At 63.9% G+C, this 21,275-nt stretch carries 19 protein-coding genes and 5 pseudogenes; 10 read left to right on the top strand and 14 right to left on the bottom strand.

All coding sequences use genetic code 11. The annotated features are described in order from the left end of the window. Positions 1-5: 5 nt before the first annotated feature. Positions 6-1,067 (bottom strand): annotated as a pseudogene (locus ACF0H6_RS17425) (purine-cytosine permease family protein); the annotation flags it as partial. A gap of 15 nt (positions 1,068-1,082) precedes the next feature. On the opposite strand from ACF0H6_RS17425, the pseudogene ACF0H6_RS17420 reads away from it, so the two are divergent. The 8 genes and pseudogenes from ACF0H6_RS17420 to iolB form a co-directional block, all read left to right on the top strand. Next, positions 1,083-1,388, top strand: a pseudogene (locus ACF0H6_RS17420) (FCD domain-containing protein); the annotation flags it as partial. A gap of 567 nt (positions 1,389-1,955) precedes the next feature. After that, positions 1,956-2,144: pseudogene (locus ACF0H6_RS17415) on the top strand (MFS transporter); the annotation flags it as partial. Between the two features lie 31 nt (positions 2,145-2,175). Beyond that, a pseudogene (locus tag ACF0H6_RS17410) lies at positions 2,176-3,436 on the top strand (aminopeptidase P family protein). 120 nt (positions 3,437-3,556) lie between these two features. Continuing rightward, positions 3,557-4,378, top strand: a complete 822-nt coding sequence (locus tag ACF0H6_RS17405) for an IclR family transcriptional regulator (RefSeq protein ID WP_395250760.1) — start codon at positions 3,557-3,559, stop codon at positions 4,376-4,378. A gap of 301 nt (positions 4,379-4,679) precedes the next feature. Continuing rightward, positions 4,680-5,081 carry a cupredoxin domain-containing protein gene (locus ACF0H6_RS17400; RefSeq protein ID WP_395250759.1) on the top strand — a complete coding sequence of 134 codons (402 nt, stop codon included), beginning with the start codon at positions 4,680-4,682 and terminating at the stop codon, positions 5,079-5,081. A 27-nt stretch (positions 5,082-5,108) separates the two neighbouring features. Further along, positions 5,109-5,558 carry a hypothetical protein gene (locus ACF0H6_RS17395; protein ID WP_395250758.1) on the top strand — a complete coding sequence of 150 codons (450 nt, stop codon included), beginning with the start codon at positions 5,109-5,111 and terminating at the stop codon, positions 5,556-5,558. Positions 5,559-5,774: 216 nt separating this feature from the next. Further along, positions 5,775-6,515 (top strand): GntR family transcriptional regulator, encoded by a 741-nt coding sequence (locus ACF0H6_RS17390; RefSeq protein ID WP_395250757.1) that lies wholly within the window; start codon positions 5,775-5,777, stop codon positions 6,513-6,515. 17 nt (positions 6,516-6,532) lie between these two features. Next, the gene (gene iolB / locus ACF0H6_RS17385; protein WP_395250756.1) at positions 6,533-7,426 is read left to right on the top strand and encodes a 5-deoxy-glucuronate isomerase; all 894 of its coding nucleotides are present in this window, start codon (positions 6,533-6,535) and stop codon (positions 7,424-7,426) included. 91 nt (positions 7,427-7,517) lie between these two features. Here iolB and ACF0H6_RS17380 read toward each other — a convergent pair whose 3' ends face one another. The 11 genes and pseudogenes from ACF0H6_RS17380 to ACF0H6_RS17330 form a co-directional block, all read right to left on the bottom strand. Further along, complete coding sequence (locus ACF0H6_RS17380; protein ID WP_395250755.1) at positions 7,518-8,558, bottom strand: Gfo/Idh/MocA family oxidoreductase; 1,041 nt, start codon at positions 8,556-8,558, stop codon at positions 7,518-7,520. Next, positions 8,555-9,358: a TIM barrel protein gene (locus ACF0H6_RS17375; protein ID WP_395250754.1), complete on the bottom strand. Its 804-nt coding sequence runs from the start codon at positions 9,356-9,358 to the stop codon at positions 8,555-8,557. The genes ACF0H6_RS17380 and ACF0H6_RS17375 overlap by 4 nt, the downstream gene beginning before the upstream one ends. After that, positions 9,358-10,462: pseudogene (locus ACF0H6_RS17370) on the bottom strand (Gfo/Idh/MocA family oxidoreductase). Before ACF0H6_RS17370 ends, ACF0H6_RS17375 begins: the two are co-directional and overlap by 1 nt. Before the next feature lie 35 nt (positions 10,463-10,497). Then, on the bottom strand, positions 10,498-10,740 hold the full coding sequence (locus ACF0H6_RS17365) for a hypothetical protein (RefSeq protein WP_395250753.1): 243 nt from the start codon (positions 10,738-10,740) through the stop codon (positions 10,498-10,500). After that, positions 10,724-11,542: a Gfo/Idh/MocA family protein gene (locus tag ACF0H6_RS17360; protein WP_395250752.1), complete on the bottom strand. Its 819-nt coding sequence runs from the start codon at positions 11,540-11,542 to the stop codon at positions 10,724-10,726. Before ACF0H6_RS17360 ends, ACF0H6_RS17365 begins: the two co-directional genes overlap by 17 nt. Then, the gene (locus ACF0H6_RS17355; protein WP_395250751.1) at positions 11,542-12,537 is read right to left on the bottom strand and encodes a Gfo/Idh/MocA family oxidoreductase; all 996 of its coding nucleotides are present in this window, start codon (positions 12,535-12,537) and stop codon (positions 11,542-11,544) included. Before ACF0H6_RS17355 ends, ACF0H6_RS17360 begins: the two co-directional genes overlap by 1 nt. Positions 12,538-12,662: 125 nt before the next feature. Continuing rightward, on the bottom strand, positions 12,663-13,598 hold the full coding sequence (locus ACF0H6_RS17350) for an ATP-binding cassette domain-containing protein (RefSeq protein ID WP_395250750.1): 936 nt from the start codon (positions 13,596-13,598) through the stop codon (positions 12,663-12,665). A gap of 12 nt (positions 13,599-13,610) precedes the next feature. After that, positions 13,611-14,669, bottom strand: coding sequence for an ABC transporter permease (locus tag ACF0H6_RS17345; protein ID WP_395250749.1), 1,059 nt, complete (start codon positions 14,667-14,669; stop codon positions 13,611-13,613). A gap of 64 nt (positions 14,670-14,733) precedes the next feature. After that, positions 14,734-15,729, bottom strand: a complete 996-nt coding sequence (locus ACF0H6_RS17340) for a substrate-binding domain-containing protein (protein WP_395250748.1) — start codon at positions 15,727-15,729, stop codon at positions 14,734-14,736. Between the two features lie 208 nt (positions 15,730-15,937). After that, positions 15,938-16,738, bottom strand: a complete 801-nt coding sequence (locus tag ACF0H6_RS17335) for a LacI family DNA-binding transcriptional regulator (protein WP_395250747.1) — start codon at positions 16,736-16,738, stop codon at positions 15,938-15,940. After that, positions 16,704-16,958, bottom strand: coding sequence for a LacI family DNA-binding transcriptional regulator (locus ACF0H6_RS17330; protein WP_395250746.1), 255 nt, complete (start codon positions 16,956-16,958; stop codon positions 16,704-16,706). The genes ACF0H6_RS17335 and ACF0H6_RS17330 overlap by 35 nt, the downstream gene beginning before the upstream one ends. Positions 16,959-17,115: 157 nt before the next feature. Here ACF0H6_RS17330 and ACF0H6_RS17325 point away from each other — a divergent pair, with 157 nt between their 5' ends. After that, positions 17,116-18,294: a Gfo/Idh/MocA family protein gene (locus ACF0H6_RS17325; RefSeq protein ID WP_395250745.1), complete on the top strand. Its 1,179-nt coding sequence runs from the start codon at positions 17,116-17,118 to the stop codon at positions 18,292-18,294. Then, positions 18,291-19,292, top strand: a complete 1,002-nt coding sequence (locus ACF0H6_RS17320) for a sugar phosphate isomerase/epimerase family protein (protein ID WP_395250744.1) — start codon at positions 18,291-18,293, stop codon at positions 19,290-19,292. Before ACF0H6_RS17325 ends, ACF0H6_RS17320 begins: the two co-directional genes overlap by 4 nt. An 82-nt stretch (positions 19,293-19,374) precedes the next feature. On the opposite strand, the gene ACF0H6_RS17315 is transcribed toward ACF0H6_RS17320, so the two are convergent. Then, positions 19,375-20,244 carry a sugar phosphate isomerase/epimerase family protein gene (locus tag ACF0H6_RS17315; protein ID WP_395250743.1) on the bottom strand — a complete coding sequence of 290 codons (870 nt, stop codon included), beginning with the start codon at positions 20,242-20,244 and terminating at the stop codon, positions 19,375-19,377. 8 nt (positions 20,245-20,252) lie between these two features. Then, positions 20,253-21,266, bottom strand: a complete 1,014-nt coding sequence (locus ACF0H6_RS17310; protein ID WP_395250742.1) for a Gfo/Idh/MocA family protein — start codon at positions 21,264-21,266, stop codon at positions 20,253-20,255. Between the last annotated feature and the right edge of the window lie 9 nt (positions 21,267-21,275).

Below are 21,275 nucleotides of genomic sequence, written 5' to 3'. Positions count from 1 at the left end.
TCCTTTCAGTCGTTGACCAGATTGGCGACGGCGTCTTCCGCAACCGGCTGCGACGCCGCAGCCCCTACCGAAGGCACCAGAAGGTAGCGGGCGTGAACACGCGGGCCGAGCGCACGGTAGACGGCGGCGGCCACGATTCCACCTGCGAGCCACGAGAGATCAATCCCGCCCATGGCCGTGGCGATGGGGCCTTGCATAATCGGCAGCACGCCGTACATGAACAACCAGGTTGCGAAAATGCCCACAAGGAGTGCGGTGATTCCAGCCCAGTTGAACGCCGGGAGACGCCGGGTACCCACGGGGTCGAAAAGGCGTTCGACGCCGGTCGGGTTGCGCTTGTCCACCCACAGGTAGTGCACCAGCATGATGCCGCCCCAAGCGGCCACCCAAGCCACCAGGCCGCCGAGCCAGGTGCTTAGTGTCGAGGCGAAATCCTCCTGCAGAATGAAGAATACGACGCCGAGCAGGGCCAGGATCCCGACGAAGAGGTTCAGGGAACGGCGCTTGGCCTTGATGTCCAATGCCTGGGCAGCAACGGAAAAGGTGTAGATGTTCAGGATGTTCGTGGCGATCGGACCATGGAGCACCAGGAAGAGCACCGGGATGGCGAGGACGCCGAAGTTGTCCACGATGAGGTGGCCGGGATCAGCCGTGCCGCTTTTCGTGGCGAGGCTAGCGCCAAGGATGCCCAGCCACACGACCGGCAGGAACTGGCCGAACACCGAGGCGAGGTAGACCTTGCGCTTCGGAACGGATTTGCTCACGAAGCGTGAGTAGTCGGCCGCGTAGGTGAACCAGGTGATGCCCCAGCCGATGCCGATAACGGTCATCACAGTGGTCATGGCCGCGATTCGCGCGCCGCCTTCAAGGACAGCCCCCGGAGGACCCGCGTAGGCCCAATCGATGTTCATGCCGAACCAGGCCACAGCGGACATGGCGATCAGCACAACGATCGTTGGCGGTACGGTCCACTTCTCGAAAGCCGCAATGGCCTTGTAGCCGAACCACGCGATGGTCGCCTGGGCGGCCATGATCACAAAGGCGACCAAGATTTTGGGCCCGACGTTGGGCTGTTCCGTGCCGCGATCAGCGGCCTGGAAGCGCACGACGCCGCGCAGCAAGAACTCATGCGCTACGACATCAAAGTGCATCGGCTCATCTACAAGGCCGCCGCCAACCCGCACCTTGAAGATGTGCTGATCCGCTACGACAACCTGGCGACCCGGATTTGGTGCCACATGCTGGACAAGATGCCTTCGGTGAGCGGTCACGTTGCGGAGCACGCCGAGCTACTCACCGCAATCGCCGACGGCGACGAGGACCGCGCAGCAGCGCTCGCCTTGCACCACGTGGTGAGTTTCGAAGAGACCATCCGGAAGGTGCTCTAGGTCCTTCGGCATGAACCTTGGGCTTAACCGCCCCTTTTCCAGCGACTGGGCCACTTCAGATTCATCAGCAGCAATCCCAGCAAGAGCGAGTCGACTGTCATTATTCCCGCCATGAGGTAAGCCCAACCGATCATCATGGCTTCTTCCCCACTAAGTGGCGAAGCGAGGTGCGGGGGTGCATCAGAGCGCGCATACCAATCTCCTGACCCGGATCCCCCCAGTCACTCGATAGTTCCCCTAGTGTGCCACGAAGGCGCCTTGGAGGGAACGGTTTTAAGCGCACGACGGCGGCCGGGGGTGAGGATGCACTAGGCCCGCTCCAGACCCGCACAGGCCCGCACCGAAAGGCGCGGGCCGCCGTCGTGCGCTTCCTTCCACCTCATTTGCCGCAACCCTGTCTCATTTGGCGCAACTATCTGGTTTTCCCATCCACGCCATCGCCGTGGCCGCTGGCTCAATGTGTGAATTTCGCGGTAACGGAAGAAGAGAAAAAATAAGCATTGACTTGTGGTGAGGATCACGCCTAATCTGGTGCAACAGTGTTGCGTTGAATGCAACCCGTACAGCTTCGCCGTCAGCTTCAACCTGTCCAACGCCCTGTTCGGCGGCACCGCCCCGTTCATGGCAACGCTCCTCATCGGCCTGACCCACAACCAGCTGGCACCCGGCTGGTACCTCGTGGCGGCCTCCATTGTTTCCCCCATCGCGGTCCTCTTCGCTGTGGAGACTTCCAAGAAGCCCCTGCAGCAGGACTGAAACAACCCCTCCATTGAAAGGAACACCCCACGTGACCATCACCTCCCAGGCTGAAGCAGTCAACGACGTCTCCAAGCTTGAGCGCCTCAAGGTCCTCAACAACGGGGAGAAGGTCTCGCTGACCTTCTCCGACGCAGAGTTCGAGCGGCGCCTCGCCGGTCTTCGCCGGATCATGGCCGAAAAGGACCTCGACGCCGTTGTCCTGACCAGCTATCACTCCATCAAGTACTACTCCGATTTCCTGTTCACCTACTTCGGCCGGTCCTACGCCATGGTGGTCACGGCGGATGACACGGTCACTGTCACCGCCAACATCGACGCCGGAATGCCGTGGCGCCGCAGCTACGGAGACAACCTGGTCTACACCGACTGGCGCCGGGACAACTACATTTTTGCCATTCAGGAAGTGCTGCGGACCCGCGGCATCAACGTCCGGCGCCTGGGCGTGGAGGACGACTCCCTCCCGCTGGACAACCGCAACAAGATCCAGGCCGCATTCTCCGGCGCGACGCTTGTGGACGTCGCCCGGGCTGCGATGCGCCAGCGCATGATCAAGTCTCCCGAGGAAATCGAAATCATCAAGCATGGCGCCCGCATCGGCGACCTGGGCGGCGAGGCGATCCGCAACGCCATCACGGCCGGGATCACCGAGTACGAGGTGGCCTTGATCGGCACGGAAGCCATGGTGCACGAAATCGCCCGGACGTTCCCTGACTCCGAGATCCGCGATACCTGGGTGTGGTTCCAGTCCGGGATCAACACGGATGGAGCCCACAACTGGGCCACCACCCGCAAGATCCAGGAACACGACATCCTGTCCCTTAACTGCTTCCCCATGACCTCGGGCTACTACACGGCGCTGGAACGCACCCTGTTCTACGGCGAACCCGATGCCCGCTCGCTGGAACTGTGGAACATCAACGTGGAGGTCCACAAGCGCGGCCTGGAACTCATCAAGCCCGGCGCTGTCTGCAAGGACATTGCCGCCGAGCTCAACGAGATCTACGTGTCCCACGGTCTTTTGGCCAACCGCACGTTCGGCTACGGGCACTCCTTCGGCGTTCTCTCGCACTACTATGGCCGCGAGGCCGGCCTGGAGCTGCGCGAGGACATCGACACCGTTCCTGGAGCCGGGCATGGTGGTCTCCATGGAACCGATGATCACGGTCCTCGACGGCCAGCCGGGTGCCGGCGGATACCGCGAGCACGACATCCTGGTGGTCGGTGAAGACGGTGCCGAGAACATCACCAAGTTCCCGTTCGGCCCGGAATACAGCATCATCGGCGCCTAACCCCACCGAGCATGCCCTCCCCTCGCCTGGACCATTGGACATAATGCGCATATGTCCATTGCTCAGGGCTTGGGGAGAGCATGCTCAGACCACCATTCGCGAAGAAATATAGTGAGCATTATGACTCCCCCGGAAATCAGCGAAACCAGCGATACCCGCGAGCCCACCAGCAACGGCGACGCCAAGAGCACCTCGGTCATTGTGAACGCCATTGCCGTGCTCCGTAGCTTCACTGCCGAGGAACCCCTACTGGGAGTCACCGAGATCGCCAGCAGGATCGGCCTGCACAAAAGCACCGTTTCCCGCATCCTGGCGACCTTTGAGCAGGAACACCTCGTGGAGCGCGACGCCGATTCCCGCCGCTTCCGGTTGGGCTTGGGGATGATAGCCCTCGCCGGCCCTCTGCTTGCAGAACTCGAAGAGCGGCGCGTGGCCTATCCCGTGCTGCGGGAACTGAGCGAACGGACCGGCGAGACCAGCGCACTCATGGTGTGGAACGGAAGCGAATCCATGTGCGTGGAACAGATCGCCAGCCGTCACCAGGTCAAGCACCTCGCTCCATTGGGCGCCCGCTACAACGAGGCACTCAGCTCCTCGGTGCAGGTCTTTCTCGCTACCGAAGATTCGGACCGAGTGCGCAAGCTTCTCCGCAGCGGCTCCATCACCCTGCCCGGCCTCGACGAGGAAGCACTCGAGGCCTACCTGCTCCGGATTCGGGACTCTGTGGAGAGGGGCTGGGCCATCAATTTCGGCGAAACATCCATCGAGGAAGTCGGCGTCGCATCGCCGGTGTATGACCACCGCGGAGACATTGTGGCCTCCGTTCTTATCCCCGCGCCCAAGTTCCGGGTCTCCCAGGACACGCTCGCAAGCCTCGGCGAGGCCTGCCGGGACGCGGCCCACAAAATCACCACGCGGCTCGGCGGCCGGGCGCCGCAGTAGCCCGAATCACCCGCTACCCCAGGGGACATGCCCGGTCCCACGCCCCAGCAGCGGACATATGCATCCGACCCCGAGGGACATGCTCGACCTCGGGCGCCAGCAGCGGACATATAAGCAACATGTCCACCGTTCCGGGCTAAGGCTGGGCATGTCCGCACTGGGCATGTCCGCACTGTTGCTTGTTCGACGCCTGCTTGTCTCCTGAGCCGGCATTTGCCCGTGTTGGTGAACCTGAGCGCTCCCCGGTACGTCTCATCAATGTGGGTGCCAGTCGCGCGGTATGAGCAGTCAGGAATCAATCATGAGAACGAACCCCAAGGCCATGATTTTCATTGTTGCAGCAGCCGCCCTGATCGCCGCGGGCGGGTGCGGGGCGTCCGGAACCGGCCAGGGCGCATCGCCGAACCCGGCTTCCGCCGCATCCGCGAGCGCTCCGCCGTCGGGTAGTTCCGAGCAGCTCACCATCACCATCAAGGACTTCGGTTATCAAGGACCCGTGTCGGTCAGCCCCGGCGCCAAGATCACAGTGAAGGACGAAGACGCCCAGGCGCACACCGTCACTTCCGACGACGGCAAGGCCTTCGACGCGGCCGTGGCGGGCGGGGGCGGAACAGCCGAGTTCACCGCGCCTACCGCACCGGGCAGTTATCCCTACCACTGCACGTACCACTCCAATATGCATGGAATTTTGGTCGTGAAATAAATGAGCGCGATGAATGAGCATGCCGAAATGAGCAGTGAGATGAGGACCCTTCAACGGGCGCGGCGCAAGCCGATGGACATCGTTCTGCGGTTGCTCGTCGTGGCGGCCTTGGTGATCGACGCGATAGTGCACTTGCAGCTTGCCCCCGGCTACCAATTGGCCGCCCCGGACGGAATCGGGCAAGGCAACTTGTTCCGCCTCGAAGCCGCCGCCGCACTCGTCGTCGGCCTGTATGTTCTGGTCCGCGGCAGCCGGCCGGCGTACGCGGCGGCGCTGCTGGTCGCCGGCAGCGCCTTCGTGGTGGTCCTCCTCTACCGGTATGTCGACATCCCGGCGATAGGTCCGATCCCGTCCATGTACGAACCCGTATGGTTTTTCGAGAAGACCCTCAGCGCAATCGCCGAGGGACTGGGCGCAGTGCTTGCCGCCGTCGGATTTCTCAGGCAGCGACGCGGCATCCGCAAGCGCCGCCGCTGAAAGGCACGCCGCAGTAGTTGCGCGCCCGCCACGTTCGTTCTGATGTCTGGACATGTTCCAAACTGCACCCTCAAATGCCCAAAAACGCCCAGCTTTATCACCCTTGACCAGCGCACCCCTCCTGCTATCATCAGTAAAGCAGTATGTCCTATCAAGCGAACATGAAAGGACATGCTGCCACGTCCGGGACAGTCCCGGGACACGAGGGAGCATGCAATGGCGAACCAACTTGGCCTCACAATCGACCGTTCTTCCCCTGTGCCCTTGTACCACCAGGTGGTCCAGGGCATCGAGGCCGCCATCCACAACGGAGTGCTGGAGCCCGGCAGCCGCTTGGACAACGAAATCGATCTCGCCGCCCAGCTCAACTTGTCCAGGCCCACCATGCGCAAGGCTATGGATGAACTGGTGCGTTCGGGCCTGCTGGTCCGCAAGCGGGGCGTCGGCACACAGGTGGTATCGAGCCAGGTCCGCCGGCCCCTTGAGCTCTCCAGCCTCTATGACGACCTGACCAACAACGGCAAGAAGCCCACAACGCAGGTCCTCAGCTTCTCGCACATGGAGGCCGACGCAGCCACGCTGACCGCCCTCCAATTGCCGGCCGGTTCGAAGGTCTACCACTTCACCCGCCTGCGCAAAGTGGGCGGCAAGCCCCTGGCGCTCATGGAGAACTGGGTCCGGGACGACATCGCCACCATGGACGAGTCCGCGCTCGCTTCGGAGGGCCTCTATGCCATCCTGCGCCGCGGAGGGGTCAACTTCCGCCTCGCCTCGCAGCGGATCGGGGCCATGATCGCCAACGACTACCAGGCGCCCTTGCTCGAAGCTGAAGTCGGCTCGGCCTTGGTCACCATGGAACGCACCGCCGTCGACGACACGGGCCGCATGGTCGAAACCGGCCACCACGTCTACCGCGCCGATTCCTACAGCTTTGAAATGACACTCGTACAGCGCTAACGCAAGGACACCACTTCATGGCCAACTGGGTCTATCCACTGGGAACCGCCAACGACGGCGATTGGGACATTTCGCTCGGAACCTCCGATTCCGCCTTGGCTGTGGACGGTTGGGCCCACACGGGGCTGAAGGTCGCCACGCTCGCCGCGGGCACCGCCGTCGAGCTCCCCTCTGCGGCAGAGGAACGGATCATTGTGCCGCTCAGCGGCTCCTTCACGGTGACGGTCGACGACGTCGAGCATCACCTGGCCGGTAGGGCGTCGGTTTTCCATGGCCCCAGCGATGTCCTGTATTCCGGCACGAATGCCGCCGTCACCATCAGTTCGCACGACGGCGGCCGCGTCGCCGTCGCGACGGCCCCGGCCAACACCTCGTATCCCACCAGGCTGGTGACCGCTGCGGAAACCCCCGTTGAGCTACGCGGAGCAGGCAATTGCTCTCGCCAGGTCCACAACTTCGGCACGCCTGCCGCCCTCGAGGCGGACCGTTTCATTGTCTGCGAAGTGATCACTCCCGCGGGCAATTGGTCCTCCTACCCCCCGCATAAGCACGACGAGGAAAAGGACGGCGAGACCCAGCTCGAGGAGATCTACTACTTCGAGACGCGGGTTGCTGACGGTTCCGGAGCCCCCGCCGATGCAGATGCGATCGGCTATCAGCGCGTCTACGCTTCCGACAGCCGCCCGATCGATGTGGCCGCAGAGGTGCGCACGGGCGATGTCGTGCTGGTTCCCTACGGCTGGCACGGCCCCGCCATGGCTGCCCCCGGCTACGACATGTACTACCTGAACGTCATGGCCGGCCCGGGGCCCGTACGCGAATGGCTCATCAGCGACGATCCCCACCACGGCTGGGTGCGGCAAAGCTGGGACGGACAGGATATCGACCCGCGGCTGCCGTTCGGCGGCTAACAAGGCTAGAATCCCGCAACGCTCGCTCACAAAATCGGAGCGAGCGTTGCGGGAAAACGGCTCATGAGTGAGCGAGCGTCGCTTGGCTCGCTTAACTGGCCTCGGCCGTGGCAAGCGCCACCTTGACCGGGACCCCGCTTACCAGGGACTCCTGCGCGGCATCGGCCACACGGGAGGCCGCGACGGCGTCGTCCGGGGTGCACGGGTTATCCCTGAGTCCCAGGACCAGCTCGACGAAGGCCGCCATTTCGGAGCGGTACGCCTGGTCGAAGCGTTCGGCGAAGGTCTTGTGGGGTTCGCCGGAGGGGAAGGCGATTCCGGCCTCGGCTGATTCCATGGCGGTCTTTTCGTCCAGGCCGACCATGAGGGATCGATTGGAACCTTGGATTTCGAGGCGGACATCGTGCCCGGCGCCGTTGTAGCGGGTTGCTGACACTGTGCCAACCGTCCCGTCGTCGAAGGTGATCAACGCCAGCGCGGTGTCCACATCGCCCACTTCGCCGATGGCAGGATCTCCGTTGTTGGAACCCTTTGCATAGACCTCCACAATTTCGCGGCCGGTCAGCCAACGCAGGATGTCGAAATCGTGAACCGAACAATCCCGGAACAGCCCGCCGGAGGTCGCCAGGAATTCCACGGGAGGCGGCGCCATATCGCAGGTCACGGCGCGAAGCGAGTGGATCCAACCGAGCTCCCCGGTCTGGTAGGCGCGCTTGGCCTCGAGATAGCCGGCATCGAAGCGGCGCTGGTGGCCGATCTGCACCACTCCGCCCTTGGCGCGGATATGGTCAAGGACGGGCAGCGAATCCGGCACATTCATCGCCACCGGCTTCTCGCAGAAAACCGGAATCCCGGCGTCGACACCCGCGCGGATCAGCTCCGGGTGCGTGCCCGTGCCGGTCGCAATGACCAGCCCATCCACGCCGGAGGCGATCAGTGCTTCCACGGACGGCAGGAATTCCGCGCCGAGGCCTTCCGCCACCCGGCGCGCGTGTTCCTCTGCGACGTCCGTGAGCCGCAGCGTCACGTTGATGCCCTGGGCGTTGAGTTCCCCGTTGAGCGCTGCGATGTTGTTGGCGTGCATGACGCCGATCCGCCCCACTCCAACCAATCCGAGAACGACGTCCTTCATAGTGCTACCTCCGTTGAAAGTACTTTGTTGTCTTGGGGAGCGAACGCACTCCGGAAGGCCTCAAGCGCGGCCATGTCGTCGCCACTGGCCCACGCCTCCATGCCCACGGTTCCCTCGTAGCCGGCAGCCGCGAGCGCACGGGCCACCGCCGAGTAGTTGATTTCGCCGGTCCCGGGCTCGCAGCGGCCGGGCACGTCCGCCACCTGGATTTCGCCGATATGCGGCAAGGCGGTGCGGACCAACTCGATGAGGTTCCCCTCGCCGAGCTGGGCGTGGTACAGGTCAAGCATGAGTTTCACGTTGGGGTGTCCCACCGCTTCCACCAACGCCAAGGTGTCCTTGGCACGGGCCAGGGGAATGCCGGGGTGATCCAATATTGTGTTGAGGTTTTCGAGGCAGAACGTCAAGCCATGCTTCTCGCCAAGCGAACCAAGTCGCTCCAGGGTGCGCACACCCGTGAGCCACATGCCCCCGTTGGGGCGGTACACCGGGCGGGCAGCTTGCCCGTCGATAAGCTCCGCCGAGTGCACCACCATGCGGCTGACGCCGAGTTCGAGCGCGGTCGGAATCAGGGTTTCAGCTGTCCTCACCACGTCATCGGCGGTGTCCGGGTCCACGAGGCTTCCGGAGGTGTATCCGGTCATCGAGGAAAAGACTGCGCCGCTCGCCTTGAGCGCCACAATGTCCTTGGTCCGTGAGTCCCAGAGTTCGACGTCGAATCCGGCCTCATGGATCCGCCGCACCCGTTCGGTGAACGGCAACTCCGTGAAGACCATTTCCGCGCAAACGGCCAAGCGCATCAGACACCGGCCTTGCTGTTGCTCGAGACAGCCGTAACTGCCACCGGGCGGCCTTGCTGGACCGATTCGATGCAGGCCAACGCCATCGCCAGGGCGCGCCGCGCGTCCGCGGCCCCCGGCGTGAGGGTGAAAGCGCCCGACGGCGGCTGCGTGCCATCGCGGCGAGCGCGGACTGCCGCCGTGAAATCCACTAGTTCGTCGGTGTAGGCCTCGCGGAAAAGCTCAACGTTGAGCCGAGGAGTATCCGCGGAAAGACCATCAGCGGTGTACCGCAGGGCTGCGGTTTCAGTGGTCCGTCCGGCCTGGACCATGCCCTTGGAGCCGAACACTTCACCCCTGACGTCATAGCCGTAGAGTGCGCTGAAATTCGCTTCGGCCACCGCCAACGCACCGTTGCTGTAGCGGATAGTGACTACGGCGGTGTCCAGGAATCCTTGATCGCGCAGGCTCGGTTCCACGAGCGCGTCCGCCGCAGCGTAGACTTCCACGGGTTCGGCGCCTTCGTTGAACCAGTTCAGGGTGTCGAAGTCATGGATGAGGGTTTCCAGCGAAAATCGTCCATGCCGGAATCCTGGCCGCGTGTCCAATGCTCCCGGTGCCAGGGTCGCGGGTCAGTGAGCGCAGGAGCTGCGGTTCGCCGGCAACGCCGTTAGCCAGGTCCTTCTTGGCGGCCTGGAAGTCGGTGGCGTAGCGGCGATTGAAACCGATCTGGAAATGCACTCCGGCCGCATCGACGGCGAGCAGGGCGGCGTCGAGCTCTTCGAGGCTCTGCCCAGCGGGCTTCTCGCAGAACACATGCTTGCCGGCCGCGGCGGCTTGGGCGATGAGGGATGCGTGGAACCGGGCCGGGCTGGCGATGATCACGGCGTCGATGTCCGGATCGGCCAGGATGTCCGCTGCATCCGCAGTGACTTTCGCCGTACCAAGCTGGGCAGCCACGGAAGCCGCGGAGTCAACGTTGGGATCGGCGACGGCCGCCAGGACCGCACCAGGGATCCGTCGGGCTACACTCTCTGCGTGGAACGCTCCCATCCAGCCGGAGCCTATGAGGCCCAGCCGCACGGGCGTGGGAAGTCCGGCGGAATGCTGTTCGATGTAGGCCATGGGCCCGTCCTTTCGATAGTCAGTACAACAATTGCTCAGGCGGGCGCGTTGCCTTCGCCCGGGAATTCAAGGCCCGCTTGGCGGCGGATTTCGTCGGCAACTTCCATGGTCCGGATGGAGGAAGCCAACGTGCGCTGCGGGGTTTCAGTCTCCCCGGCCGCGATGGCGCGGGCTACCGCTGCGGCCTCGTAGTGCAAGCCTTCGAAGTGCGCCCCGGCAGGTTCGGAATAGCGAAGCCGCGTCCCGTCCGGGAACCGGACCTCAAACCCGCCGGGCATGTTGAAGGGGCCGTCGATGGTCAACGTGGCCTCGGAGCCAACGATCGTTGCCGCGGTGGGGGTGAAATTGTGCAGGTGCGTATTCATCACGGCCTGGCTTTCCGCCGGGGAATTGCATGATGGCGGAAAGCTGGGCGTTGACGCCGGATTCGTGCCGCTGGCCGAAAGCGCTCAAGCGTTCCGGCGCGCCCAGGACCTCGGTGATGAGGGCCAGCGGGTAGGTGCCCAGATCCAGCAGAGGCCCACCAGCCAGTGCGGGGTCGAAGATTCGGTGGCTCCGCTCGAAGTGCTCGCCGTATTCCGCAAGGACGGTGGTCACGGTACCCAGCGTCCCGGCGTCGAGCACTTGCCGGATCACGTCGAACTTCGGCAGGAAGAAGCTCCACATGGCTTCGGCGGCGAAAACGCCGGCTGCTTTGGCTCGCGCGGCGATATCCCGCGCCTGAGCAGCATTCAGGCCGATCGGTTTCTCGATGAGGACGTGTTTGCCGGCGTCGATGGCGAGCACGGCAGCCGCGTGGTGGAAGTTGTGCGGCGTGCACACATACACGATGTCGATCTCCGGAGCCTCGGCGAGCTCTTCATAGCTCCCGTAGGTGGTCGGCACGCCGAAAGCGTCCGCGAACGCCTTGGACCGGGCCAAAGAACGGGATCCGACGGCGGCGATCACCTGCCGCGAATGCGCCTGGACCGATTCAGTGAAGCGTTCGGCGATCCATCCCGGGCCCATGATTCCCCAGCGCAGCGCGGGGGCGTCAAAGGAATCCGGCACCCGGGAAACAGGAAGACCGGACGAAACCATCAGTACACCACTTTCGTAAAGGCGCCGTCGCTGTGGAGCGAACGGATCATGGCCTGGGCAAGCTGCGATGCCCGCAAGCCATCCTCACCTGTGGCCAAGGGAGCCGGTTCGCCCCGTTCGAGGGCTGAGATCCAGGCCTGGAGCTGCAAGCGGTATGCGTCTGCGAAGCGCGGGCGCCAGTCAGCAGGGATTTCGGCGCGCCGCTGTCCGTCCTGGTTCACGGCCAGCGCGGCGGGTTCCGGCAGGGCCGCAGTGCCGAGCTCCGATACGACCTCACACCGGGTGGTATAGCCGTACTGCGCGTTGAGGAAGAGCTCGAGGGTGGCCAGGGTGCCGTCAGCCGCGCGCAGGAGCATGAAGGCTGGATCCTTCAGATCACCAGTAGTGTGCCGGGACCTCCGCCCAGCTTGCCACGACACTTCAGTGATGGGCGAGCCGAGCAGCCAGGGGATGATGTCGAGCTCGTGGATCGCCGAATTGGTGATGGCGGATTCCGAACTCGTCCCCGGTCCCGCGGCCGCCGTCCTGCTGATGCAGTGAACCATCAGGGGCTCGCCTTGGATGCGTGCCTGGGTGGATTCCCGCAGGGCGACATAACCGGGATCGAACCGCCTCATGAAACCCATGGAAAGCAGCCGGGCACCCGTTGCAGCCAAGATGTCGGCTTCTGCCTCCACCACTTCCCGGCTTTCCAGGAGCGTAGGAGCCAGCGGCTTCTCGCACAGCACAGGGGTCATCGCTTCGAAGCATTCCAGCACTAGTCCGGCGTGGGTGGAGTCATGCGAAGCGACCACGACGGCGTCGACCTCGCTGGAGTTGATCAGCTCGGAAGGATCTGTGGTGATCCGTGCGGATGGCGGCGCCGCGGCCGCCGCACGTCCGGCGTCGAGGTCTGCCACAAAAGTGACTTCGGCCCCGCTGATAGTGCTGGAGAGGTTCTTGATGTGGTCTGCGCCCATGACACCGGCGCCAATAACGCCAACCCGGATCGGCATGCTGTCTTCCCGTCTGCTACGTCGTGCATCTTCCCGCGATGGCATGGCGAGCGGGGGCCCATCCGGTCTTCCGTGGGACCCCCGTCTCCGTCTGCCTGTTTCCCTGACCGCTGTGTCCCTGACCGCTAAGCGTGCCGGGGGCTGTTTTCCGTTGAGGTGTCAGCGACTTCGGTCACACCGGCAACTTCGGCCTGGACTGCTTTGAGTGCTTCGGTGTGGCCGCCGAGTTGTTCGAGTTCGTGCGCGAGTTCGGCTAGTTCGGCGCCCCCGGCCATCTGGGCCGTCAACTCGTCCAGGGTGATGTCCTTCTTGTCGTAGTAGCCGATCGATTTGCCACGCTTGAGCAGCAGGAACCGGTCACCGACAGGGAAGGCGTGGTGCGGGTTGTGGGTGATGAAGATGACGCCCAGTCCGCGGTCGCGGGCCTGCAGGATGTAGCGGAGCACGACGCCGGACTGCTTGACGCCCAGCGCGGCCGTCGGTTCGTCAAGAATCAGGACCTTCGCGCCGAAATACACAGCCCGGGCGATCGCCACGCACTGGCGCTCACCGCCGGAGAGCTGGCCGATGGGCTGTTCCACGTCGCGCAGGTCGATCCCCATCTCTGCCAGTTCCTTGAGCGTGATGTCCTTCATTTTCTGGACATCCATGCTCTTGAACGGGCCGAAGCCGCTGGTCAGCTCCGAGCCGAGGAAGAAGTTCCGCCAGATCGGCATCAACGGGACCACGGCCAGGCCCTGGTACACCGTGGCGATACCGGCGTCGAGCGCGTCCCTGGGTGAGTTGAACTTCCGGACATCGCCCAAGATGTGCAGCGTGCCTTCGTCGTGCTGGTGCAGGCCGGCGATGATCTTGATCAGCGTGGACTTGCCGGCACCGTTGTCGCCCAGGACGCAGGTGACACGGCCGTTGTCCACGGCCATGGTGACATCGCGGAGGGCGATGATGTTGCCGTAATGCTTGCCCACCCCGTCCAGGGAGAGCAGGTGAACGGGAGTGTGGGTCAGCGGATCCTTCTCATCCTTGAGCAGGGTCTGTTGGTCGATCTGTTTCGCATTCATTGATCCGTCCCTTTACTTGAGATCCGCGCGGCGTTTGACGATCAAGTTCACAATGGTGGCCAGCAGCAGCATCAGGCCGAGGAAGAACTTGAACCAGTCCGGGTTCCACTGTGCGTAGACGATGCCCTTGTTGGCCATACCGAAGATGAAGGCACCGATCGCGCCGCCCACCGCCGAGCCGTAACCGCCGGTCAGGAGGCAGCCACCGATCACTGCGGCGATGATGTAGAGGAATTCGTTGCCCACACCTTCACCGGACTGCACGGCGTCGAACGCGAAGAGGTTGTGCATGCCCAGGATCCAGCCGCAGAAGCCGACTGCCATGAACAGGCCGATCTTGGTCTTCGTCACTGGAACACCCACGGCACGGGCGGCGTTGGCGTCACCGCCGACCGCGAAGATCCAGTTGCCCACCTTCGTGCGCAGCAGCACCCAGGACGCGATGGCCACCAGGATGATCCAGAAGAACACCGTGATCTTGATTTCGACCCCGCCGATGCTGATCGAGGAGGCGAACACCGCGTGGGCAGAATCGAAACCGTCAAGCTTGGAGATGGACGGCGAGGACACGGACCCACCGATGAGGCGCGTCAGGGCCAGGTTCAGGCCGGTGAGCATCAGGAAGGTGGCGAGGGTGACGATGAAGCTGGGAAGTTTCGTCTTGACCAGGATCCAGCCGTTGATGAAACCGATTCCCAACGAGACCACCAGGGCCAGTGCGACGCCGACCCACGCGTTCAGCGAGAAGTTCCAGCTGAACAGGGAGGCCGTCAGGGCCGAGGAGATCACTGCGACACCGGTGGAGAGGTCGAACTCGCCGCCGATCATCAACAGCGATACCCCTACCGCCATGATCCCGATGGTCGAGGAACCATACAGCACGGTAGCGAGGGCGTTCGGTTGCGTGAACGTCGGGGACACCGACGCGAAGAAAATGAAAAGGACGACGGCTCCTACCAGGGCGCCGACTTCGGGCCTCGCCAGGAATTTCTGGACGGGGCTGCGGCGCCCGATCCGTTCATCGCCGGGGGCCGAAGCCGGCGCCGGCGGCAGGGTTGCTGTGTTTGCCATGGGAAGAACTCCTTGTTAGTCAGGCCGCGCGACGGTCACCCGCCGCGCGGCCGGAATTCTGGATCTAGCGGACGCCCTGCTGGGCGAATTTGAGGACATCGGCGGCGTTGGACTTGTCCACGATGGTGGGACCGGTCAGGACAGGCTGGCCGCCGCCGAGCTTGAAGCCGCCGCGCTTTGCCTGCCAGAGGGAGTCAACGGACATGTAGCCCTGGAGCCACGGCTGCTGGTCCACGGTGAAGATCACTGCACCATCGACGATCTTCTGCGCGAGGTCCGCGTTAAGGTCGAAGCTGGCCACCTTGGCGGAACTGCTGGCGTCCGTGACGGACTTGAGCAGGGTCAGGGTGATCGGAGCACCAAGGCCGATAATGACGTCAGCGTCCTTGGCTGCCTGGAGCTTCGCGGTGGCGGTGGACTGGACAGCGGTCATGTCCTTGCCGTCAACGTAGAGGATTTCGGTTCCGGGGACCTTCGCTTTGACGCCGGCGCACCGGGCTTCGAGGCCGACGTGGCCCTGCTGCTGGATCACGCAGACCGGGTGCTTGTAACCCTGCGACGCGAGCCTGGTACCCACGGCCTCGCCGGCGAGCTTCTCGTTCGAGCCGAAGTGCGTGAAAGCGCCGAGCTGGGCCGAAACGCTCTCTCCGGCGTTGAGGCTCACCACGGGGATGCCGGCGTCGGTGGCTTTCTTGAGGACATCCTTGAGTGCGTCCGGAGTGGCGAGGGTGACGGCGATGCCGTCAACCTTCTGATCGATGGCCTGCTGGACAAGCTGGGCCTGGCGCCCGGCTTCGGGGTCGCTGGTGTACAGCAGGTCAACGTTGTCCTTCGCGGAGGCTTCCTCCGCACCCTTGCGGACGATGTCCCAGAAGGTATCGCCTGCTGCGGCATGGGTGATCAGTGCCACCTTCATTCGGGGAGTGCTGACGGCTTGTCCGCCGCCGGCCGCGTTCGCGCTGTCCGCGGGCTTGCCGCCGGTGCTGGAGCATGCACTTAGGGCCATCATCGGAACAACGGCCGCCACAAGCGCCGCCTTCCGCCAGGAAAACTTCTTCACGATTTATCTCCTTTGATAAGGGTTGCGGCCCTGCCACTCTGCAGGAGCTCGAGGCCCTCTACAACAGATCATGGTGACTTACCTCACCCTTTGTCAAGACTTTGTCCTGACATTAGGATGTTTTTACGTGAAAGGATCGTTTGATGACATGGGCCCACCCCGCCAAGGTTCCCTGGCCGAGCGTGCGAGGCGAGGGTGGCGGTGGGGATCAGGATGCGCCGTGCGACACCCTCGCCGTGGTGTTGCGGACAACCAGGACAGGATCAATCAGCGTGCGCTCCGGCCTGAGGGCAGGGTCCTCGATCCTCGCGAGGAGCCTGTGCGCAGCGTCGATCCCGACCACATCACTGCGATTGTCTACCGACGTGATGTCCAGGTACCTCGACTTGGCCAGCGGGGAATTGTCGTAGCCGATCACCGAGACGTCGCCGGGCACATCGAGTCCGCGCGCCCTAAGGGCAGCGAATGCGCCCAGAGCCATGGTGTCGTTGGCGGCAAAGATCGCCGTCGTCTCCGGATGGTTGTCCAGGAGCCAAGACGCGGAGCTGTAGCCGTCCTCCTCCGAGGTACCTTGCGACTCGGCAATCAAGAGTTCGACGCCGGCCGCCTCGATCCGGCGTCGGAAACCGGCGCGCCGGTGGGCTGACGCGCCGTCGCACCCCGAGAGGTGGCCGATGCGGGTATGACCGAGCCCCAGCAGGTGGCTAGCAGCCATGCCGCCCCCGCCGTCGTCGTCGTTCGTGATGAGGTCGGCGCCGGCTGGCACCCCGCGGCGCCACCCGGCAACCACTGTGGGAACCCACGTTCCGGCGAGCATGGACTCGCTAGGTTCCGCGGCAATCACCAAGGCGTCAACATGCATTGCGAGAAGTCCGTCCGAGGCCTCCTTGATGCGGTTTTCGCCGGGCTGGGAGTCGGCCAGCATGACGTGGTACCCGAGGTCCGAGAGAACAGACTCCATCCCCCTGAGCAGGTCAACGAACCACGGGTTCCGGTAGTCGTCGATCACCAGGCCGAACACTCTTTGTCCGGTTGCTCGCCAGCGTGGTAGCGGCCCGGCTGGGGCGGTAGCCGAGCTCCGACATTGCTGCCCGAACGGCTTCGCGACGCTTGTCACTGACCCTCTCCGGCGACTGGAGGACCAAAGACACCAACGACGGCGAGACGCCGGCATGTTTGGCAACGTCATAGATCGTAGGGCGGCGGGTTTTGGGGCTTGCCGGACTCATGCTTCAGGGGCCTTTCTTCTGTTCTATAGAGGATAGTCGCGAAACATTGACAGGACATACTCACATGATTAGGCTTTGAGTCCAGTGCTAAATTGTAGCGCTCCAAAAAGCCGAAAAGGGTGTTCGACACCCGGGCTGAATTTCGAAGGAGAAATCAATGGCTGAGAGCCTAGGAGTCGCCGTCATCGGCGCGGGAATGGCCGGCAAAGCACACGCGGCGGCCTACCGCACTGCTTCCGCCCTTTACAGCCCGGTGCTTCCGCCGGTGCGCCTCGTGTCGATCGGCGACGTGAACGCGGAGTTCGGCTCCCTCGCTGCCCGGCGGTTTGGCTACGAACGCCATGACACCTCGTGGCAGGCGATCGCAGAGGCGGACGACATCGACGTCGTCAGCGTGGTCATCGCGAATTCCCTCCACCGCGAAGTGGTCGAGGGGCTCCTGCCTGCGGGCAAGCACGTCCTCTGCGAGAAGCCGCTGAGCGACTCCCTCGAGGATGCCCGCGCCATGGCGGAAGCGGCCCGCAACGCTTCGAGCATCGCTCGCATCGGCTTCACGTTCCGCCGCACACCGGGCATCGCCTACATCCGCGACTTGATCCGCACCGGGGTCCTTGGCAAGGTGCTGCACTTCAGCGGCCGCTACTGGACCGACTACGGCTTCAGCCCGTCAGCCCCCATGAGCTGGCGCTACAAAGGCGGCCCCGGTTCAGGGGCGTTGGCCGACGTCGGAAGCCACCTCACGTACGTCTCCGAGTTTCTGTGCGGCGACATCAAATCCATTAGTGGCGGACGCCTCAGCACCGTGATCAACAAGCGCCCCCTGCCCCTCGCCGCCGTGATGGGCCACGACCACGTCGCGGTCAGCGACACCTTTGAAGCCGTGGAGAACGACGACTACGCCGCCTTCAACGCAGCGTTCGAAAGCGGTGCGGGCAGCTTTGAAGTCTCCCGCGTTGCCGCCGGCCATGCCAACAGCCTCAACTTCGAAGTGTTCTGCGAGAACGGTGCGGCAAAGTTCGACCAGCGCCGCCCCTCCGAAATCCAGCTCTTCCTTAACGACGGCTCCGGCAACGAGAACGGGTACCGCCAGGTGCATCCTGGGCCCGGCCACCCGTACATCGCCGGTGGCCTCGCCATGGACGCCCCCGAAGTGGGATTCGGCCAGAACGACGCGTTCGGCTACCAGGCGCGCGCGTTCCTCGAAGAGGTCGCCGGCCTTCCCGAGGCCGAGTCCCTCCCCCGCTGCGCCACGTTCGACGAAGGCGTCCGCAACATGGAACTGCTCGGTGCTGTCACGGAATCCGCGCTCAACAACGGAAAGATGGTCACGCTATGAAACTCGGCGTCTACAACGCAATCCTCCACGACCGCTCCCTTCCCGAAGCCTTGAAGGTCATCGCTGACCTCGGGCTGACCGGCATCGAAATCAACACCGGCGGGTTCCTGCCCGCAGTCCACGTCCCCACCATGGACGACATCCTGGTATCGGATGCCGCGCGGGACGATTACCTCGGCATCTTCGAGGGGACAGGCGTCGCAATCGCAGGCCTGAACTGCAACGGCAACCCCCTGCACCCCAAGCGTGAGATCGGCGAGAAGCACGCCGAGGACATCCGCCGCTCCATCCGGCTGGCACAACGGCTGGGCCAGGACCGGGTGGTCACCATGTCCGGGCTGCCCGGGGGCGAGCCTGGAGCCACCACGGTCAACTGGGTGGTCAACGCCTGGAACTCGGCAGCCCTGGACGTGCTGGATTACCAATGGGATATCGCGGCGAAGTTCTGGCGCGAGACGGACCGTCTGGCCGCTGACCACGGCGTGAAGGTCGCCCTCGAACTGCACCCTCAGAACATCGTGTTCAACACCGCCGACGTGCGCAAGCTCATCGAACTCACGGGCGCCACGCACGTCGGCGTCGAGTTGGACGCCTCGCACCTGTTCTGGCAGCAAATGGACCCGGTCGCCGTGGTCCGCGAACTCGGGCCCTTGATCTTCCAGGCCGCCGCCAAAGACGTCCGCGTCAACACCGGCAATGCTGCCCTCTACGGCGTCCTCGACAACAGCTTCCGCAGGCTCTCCCCCGACGAAGAACGCACCAACCTCGGTGGCGACGAGTGGGCCAATGAGTGGCCGAAGGACTCTGCGTGGGACTTCGTGGCCCTCGGCCGCGGACACGACACGGCGTTCTGGACCGAATTCCTGCGTGCCCTGCACGAGGTTGATCCGGGCATGCTGGTCAACATCGAGCACGAAGACACCTCCCTCGGCCGGATCGAAGGACTCGAGGTGGCGGCCAAGGTCCTGCGGGACGCCGACGCTGCTCTCGCCGCATAGCAAGCCTCGAGTTTGTGTACAGATCAGGTCCCCTAAGAACGTTCTTAGGGGACCTGATCTGTACACAAACTCGGGTGTTTCCTCAGACCTTGGCGATGTATTTGCCCATGGTCTCCAGCTGGTAGCGGGAGACCTCGTTGGCGTTGTCGTCCTCGGCGAAGACGCTGGACACCATGACGGTGTTGTCCCTGTCCAGGAAGCCGATTTCCTTGAGTCCGCCAAAGAACTCATCCCAGTTCACGTCGCCGTCGCCGATTTTGAGGTGCTGGTGCACGCGCACTGCATTGCCGGGCGGGTTGGTGATGTACCGCAGCCCGTGGGAGGCATGGTGGTCCATGGTGTCGGACACGTGGACGAGGCGCAGCTTGTCCCCCGCGGCCCGCATGATGTCGAGCGGCTTGTTGCCCATGTGGAACGTGTGGGAGGCAACGTAGACCATGCCGATGTTGGGCGAATTCACACCCCGGATGACGCGCAAGGCGGCGAGCCCGTCCTCCACGAAGTCGTCCGGGTGGGGGTCGATCAGCACATCCAGGCCCTCGCGCTCGATGATCGGAAGAAGTTCTTCCATGGAGCGGTAGAAGGCCCTTTCGGATTCCTCGGCCTTTTCCGGGCGGCCGCTGAATTCGGTGTTCATGGTCTGCACGCCAAGGTCCACGGTGATCTGGATGGCACGCTTCCAATAACGGACAGCGGCCTCGCGGGCGTCTTCGTCCGGGCCGGACCAACGCAGCACGGGAAGCACCGAGGCTACCCTGACGTCGGCATCCTTGCAGGCCTTCTTCAACTGGCCAACCAGCTCGTCGTCGGCCTTCGGGTGGTTGAAGAACGGGATGAAGTCAGCGTGCGGGGTCAGCTGGAGGTATTTGTAGCCGAGATCGGCGGCCAGCCTCGGAAACTCCAGCAGGCTGTGGCTGTGGTGGAACGGGGTGGGATCGAGGGCAATCTTCATGGCCACTCCTACTTGTACAGCTCGGGCTTGGTGTTGAGCTGTACCGTGACCTTTTCGCCCGACTTCTGGGCCTCAACGCCGGCTTCGCAGCAAGCAGCGGTGGCGTAGCCATCCCAGGCGGTGGGTCCGCCGATTTCGCCGCGCCGGGCTGCGTCGACCCAAGCCTGGACCTCGACGTCGTACGCGGCACCGAAGCGCTCTTCGAAACCTGGCGTGACCTTGCCGCCCCAGCGGCCGGCGCTGCGGAAGTAAGGACCGCTGTCGCTACCGATGCTCACGATGCCGTCCTCGAAGGATGCCTGGGTGGCAACTTCGTAGCCGAACTTCGCGTTCACATAGATTTCGACGTCGGCCAGGACACCGGACTCGGTCTCGATCAGGACGTGCTGGGGGTCGTGCTGGCCGTTCGGGGCGTTGCGCGTGGCCTTGCCCAGGCGGACCTGCACGGAGGTGATTTCCTCGCCGGTGAAGAAACGGATGGCATCGAACTCGTGGACCACGGAGTCATTGATGAGCATCTCGTTGGTGAAGCCCTCGGGGGTGTTCGGGTTGCGGTGCTGGTGGTGCAGCATGAGCAGCTCGCCGAGTTCATGATCGCGGATTACCGAACCCAAGGCGGCGTATTCGGCGTCGAAACGTCGCATGAAGCCCACTTGGATGCGCTTGTGGCCGAGTGCCGTTTCGGCCTGGACAACCTTCCAAGCGCTCTCGGCGTCCGGGGTGAGCGGCTTTTCGCAGAGGATCGGGAAGTCCTTCTCCAGCGCCTTGTAGAGGATTTCCTCGTGCAGGAACCCCGGAGTGGCAATGAGCACTGCATTGACGTCGCCGTTGTTGAGGGCCTCTTCGGCGCTGGCGAGGGCGACGGCGCCGTCGATCCCTGCGATGGCGGCCTGCGCACGGGCGAGGTCGACATCGACGACGGCGGCTACTTCGGCGCCGTGGATGCGGGTACTGAGCCGCTTGATGTGGTCGGCGCCCATGCGGCCTGCGCCGATGACGGCCACGCGGAGAATGTCAGTCATTGTTTCTGT

The organism is Arthrobacter sp. NA-172, assembly GCF_043952055.1.
Classification (GTDB): domain Bacteria; phylum Actinomycetota; class Actinomycetes; order Actinomycetales; family Micrococcaceae; genus Arthrobacter.
This window is presented reverse-complemented; position numbering and strand designations above follow the sequence as displayed.

Excerpts from the sequence above, each read along its gene's own strand:
- ACF0H6_RS17405 (WP_395250760.1), top strand. The coding sequence starts at position 3,557 with ATGACTCCCCCGGAAATCAGCGAAACCAGCGATACCCGCGAGCCCACC.
- ACF0H6_RS17400 (WP_395250759.1), top strand. The coding sequence starts at position 4,680 with ATGAGAACGAACCCCAAGGCCATGATTTTCATTGTTGCAGCAGCCGCC.
- ACF0H6_RS17395 (WP_395250758.1), top strand. The coding sequence starts at position 5,109 with ATGAGCAGTGAGATGAGGACCCTTCAACGGGCGCGGCGCAAGCCGATG.
- ACF0H6_RS17390 (WP_395250757.1), top strand. The coding sequence starts at position 5,775 with ATGGCGAACCAACTTGGCCTCACAATCGACCGTTCTTCCCCTGTGCCC.
- iolB (WP_395250756.1), top strand. The coding sequence starts at position 6,533 with ATGGCCAACTGGGTCTATCCACTGGGAACCGCCAACGACGGCGATTGG.
- ACF0H6_RS17380 (WP_395250755.1), bottom strand. The coding sequence starts at position 8,558 with ATGAAGGACGTCGTTCTCGGATTGGTTGGAGTGGGGCGGATCGGCGTC.
- ACF0H6_RS17375 (WP_395250754.1), bottom strand. The coding sequence starts at position 9,358 with ATGCGCTTGGCCGTTTGCGCGGAAATGGTCTTCACGGAGTTGCCGTTC.
- ACF0H6_RS17365 (WP_395250753.1), bottom strand. The coding sequence starts at position 10,740 with ATGCCCGGCGGGTTTGAGGTCCGGTTCCCGGACGGGACGCGGCTTCGC.
- ACF0H6_RS17360 (WP_395250752.1), bottom strand. The coding sequence starts at position 11,542 with ATGGTTTCGTCCGGTCTTCCTGTTTCCCGGGTGCCGGATTCCTTTGAC.
- ACF0H6_RS17355 (WP_395250751.1), bottom strand. The coding sequence starts at position 12,537 with ATGCCGATCCGGGTTGGCGTTATTGGCGCCGGTGTCATGGGCGCAGAC.
- ACF0H6_RS17350 (WP_395250750.1), bottom strand. The coding sequence starts at position 13,598 with ATGAATGCGAAACAGATCGACCAACAGACCCTGCTCAAGGATGAGAAG.
- ACF0H6_RS17345 (WP_395250749.1), bottom strand. The coding sequence starts at position 14,669 with ATGGCAAACACAGCAACCCTGCCGCCGGCGCCGGCTTCGGCCCCCGGC.
- ACF0H6_RS17330 (WP_395250746.1), bottom strand. The coding sequence starts at position 16,958 with ATGAGTCCGGCAAGCCCCAAAACCCGCCGCCCTACGATCTATGACGTT.
- ACF0H6_RS17325 (WP_395250745.1), top strand. The coding sequence starts at position 17,116 with ATGGCTGAGAGCCTAGGAGTCGCCGTCATCGGCGCGGGAATGGCCGGC.
- ACF0H6_RS17320 (WP_395250744.1), top strand. The coding sequence starts at position 18,291 with ATGAAACTCGGCGTCTACAACGCAATCCTCCACGACCGCTCCCTTCCC.
- ACF0H6_RS17315 (WP_395250743.1), bottom strand. The coding sequence starts at position 20,244 with ATGAAGATTGCCCTCGATCCCACCCCGTTCCACCACAGCCACAGCCTG.
- ACF0H6_RS17310 (WP_395250742.1), bottom strand. The coding sequence starts at position 21,266 with ATGACTGACATTCTCCGCGTGGCCGTCATCGGCGCAGGCCGCATGGGC.